Raw genomic sequence first — 2,490 nt, 5'->3', positions numbered from 1 at the left:
TGGCCTGCGCGGCGCCGGTGTTCGCCGGGCCCGTGCGAGGAGGGAGTGCGATGAGCAGGGTGGCGGGCGTGGAGCGCCAGGGCACGGGCAGCGGTGCGCGCAGCGTGGGCCAGCGGATGGCGGTGCTGGGTACGGCCGTGGGGGCGGCGCTGGTCCCGGCCGGCGCCGCACAGGCCAGTGTCGTCGGGGTGGGCAACGCGGTGTTCGGCAACTCCTGTGAGAACCACGACGCCGGCACCCAGGCCCTCGGGGGCACGGTCTCCGACAGCGGGACGGCGAGCGGCAACCAGCTCGGCCTGCCGCTGAGCCTGCCCCGCAACCACTGCGGCAGCAGCGGGATCGTCTGCACCGCCGTGTTCATGTCCAGCGTCTGATCCGGCAGGCCCGACGTGGTGCGAGGCAGTGGTGTCGTGGCCGGTCCCGCAGCGGCGGGCGTGTCGCTGGAGGACGCCGCCGTACGGGAGTTGGCGGCGATGAGCGGGCACGCGGTGCCGTTGGCACGGGACTGGGTGGCCGAGCGTCCACGGCTGGGTGTGGCCCGGGCGCTGCTGGTACTGGCGACGGCCGGGGGCCTGAGCGATGAGGCGCTGCGGGAGGAGCTGGTGGTCGCGTACCGGGACGCCCAGGCGGCGGACGCCCGGTCGGCGAGCCTGGTGTACGGGGTCTTCCTCTACACCCACCGGCAGTTCCGGCTGACGGCCGACCACCTGGTGACGCATTTCGCGCGGTGGCCCGGGGACGAGGTGGCCTCCCTCATGCTGGACGCCTTCCACGCCTGCGGGGACGCCGGCTACCGCGCGCACGGCGACGCGCTGGCCGAGCAGCAGTACGCCCTGGCCGGCGCGGACAGTTGGCCGTGGGCAGGCAGGCTCGCGTGGACCCGGGCCGAGCAGGGGCGCGTCGAGGAGGCGCTCGAACTGGCCGGGCACACCCTGGCCCACTACCCGCGTTCCGGGCTCGCCGCGCATGCCCGCGCGCACGCCGAGCACGAACTGGGAGCGGGCCCCGCCTCCACCGCCTTCCTCGACCGGTGGCTGGCCGTCGACCCGCAGGCGATGCAGTTCAAACACCTCACCTGGCACGCCGCCCTGCAGTCGCTGGCCTGCGGGGACTTCGCGGACGCGCGCCGCCGGGCCGACGAGGTCCTGGGCCGCGCGGACGTGGGGATGCGGTCGGCGACGAACTGGCGCCTGCTGCTGGCCGGGCAGCGACCCGCCGGCCGCTGCGACCTCGACCACGTCCGGAGCCTGCTGGCCGGACCGGGCGGCATGGCCGAGGTCTTCCACACCTTCAACCTGGCCCTCGCCCTGGCCGTCGAGGCGGCCACCGAGGACCTGGAGGCCCTGGCCCGACGGTCGGCCGCCGACGAGCGCCCCGACTACCGCGAGGTCCTCACCCCGGTCGTCCGGGCCCTCGCCCACGTCACCGCCGGCCGCGCCCGGGCGGCCGTCGACCTCCTGACCCGCCTCGGCGCGCGGGTGGAACGGATCGGCGGCGTACGGGTGGAACGCGAGATCGTCCAGGACACCCTGGCCCGCGCCCTGATCGACACCGGCGAACACGCCCGCGCCGTCACCCTGCTGCACGAGCGCGTCACCACCCGCCGCCACCACACCTACGAGGACCTCCTCCTCGCCCCCGCAGCCTCTCCGGGAGATCCGCCATGGCCGTGCCCCAGCTGATCGTCGTCTCGCCGCGCGGCAGCGGCACCCCCCTGCTGGCCCACCTCACCACCGCGCTCGGCTACACCCCCTACGGCACGATGAGCGGCACCCAGCCCGACAACGGCGAGCGGCCCGGCCCCGGCGAGGTCTCCCGCCTGCTCCGCGCCGCCTACGGCCAGGACGAGGCCGCACGCCTGCTGCGCGGGCAGCGCGACCACCGGGAAGACCTGGAAGCCGCCTTCCAGCAGGCCGTGAACGCCCTGTGGCGGGTGTGGTGGACCCGGCTGGGCCAGCCCGTCACCGCCGCCTCACCCGTCGACCCCGCCCTCGAAGAGCGCCTCACCCGCGTCCCCGACACCGACCTGCCCCGACTCCTGCCGGGCCACGGCTGCTGGTACGTCAACAGCCTGGACCTGGAACGCGCCGACGCCGGCCTCCTGCGCACCTGGCACGCCACCGCGCGGCCGCCGATCGTCTACCACCACCGCGACGTACGCGACCGCGTCGTCCAGCAGATCCACCTGCTCTCCCGACCCGCCGGGCGCGTCGGCTCCCTGCCCGACCACCTCGTCTACCGCGACATCGTCAGCGCCCTGCCCACCATGGACGCCAGGATCACCCTCGCCCTCACCGACCCCGGCTTCCCCGGCATCCGCGAAGCCCGCCACTGCCAGTGGCTGCTGCGCCACCCCGCCGTCTGCGTCCTCACCCACGAGGAACTCGCCGGCCCCGCCCAGGGCGGCACCACCGAGGCCCGCGACCGCGCTCTGCGCCGGCTCCTGACCGCCACCGGCCACCCCGACCCGGCGGCGGCCCTCGCCGCCCT

General features: G+C 75.7%; 3 protein-coding genes. All 3 read left to right on the top strand.

Annotated elements, in window-relative coordinates; translation table 11 throughout:
• Nucleotides 1-50 precede the first annotated feature (50 nt).
• Complete coding sequence (locus ACWDCZ_RS40390; RefSeq protein ID WP_117485752.1) at nt 51-374, top strand: chaplin family protein; 324 nt, start codon at nt 51-53, stop codon at nt 372-374.
• Between the two features lie 36 nt (nt 375-410).
• Nucleotides 411-1,682, top strand: coding sequence for a hypothetical protein (locus tag ACWDCZ_RS40385; protein WP_387970676.1), 1,272 nt, complete (start codon nt 411-413; stop codon nt 1,680-1,682).
• On the top strand, nt 1,664-2,490 hold an 827-nt coding region (locus ACWDCZ_RS40380), incomplete at its 3' end, for a hypothetical protein (protein WP_449818595.1). The genes ACWDCZ_RS40385 and ACWDCZ_RS40380, both read left to right, overlap by 19 nt.

The organism is Kitasatospora sp. NPDC001225 (assembly GCF_053597855.1).
This window is presented reverse-complemented; position numbering and strand designations above follow the sequence as displayed.

Excerpts from the sequence above, each read along its gene's own strand:
- ACWDCZ_RS40390 (WP_117485752.1), top strand. The coding sequence starts at position 51 with ATGAGCAGGGTGGCGGGCGTGGAGCGCCAGGGCACGGGCAGCGGTGCG.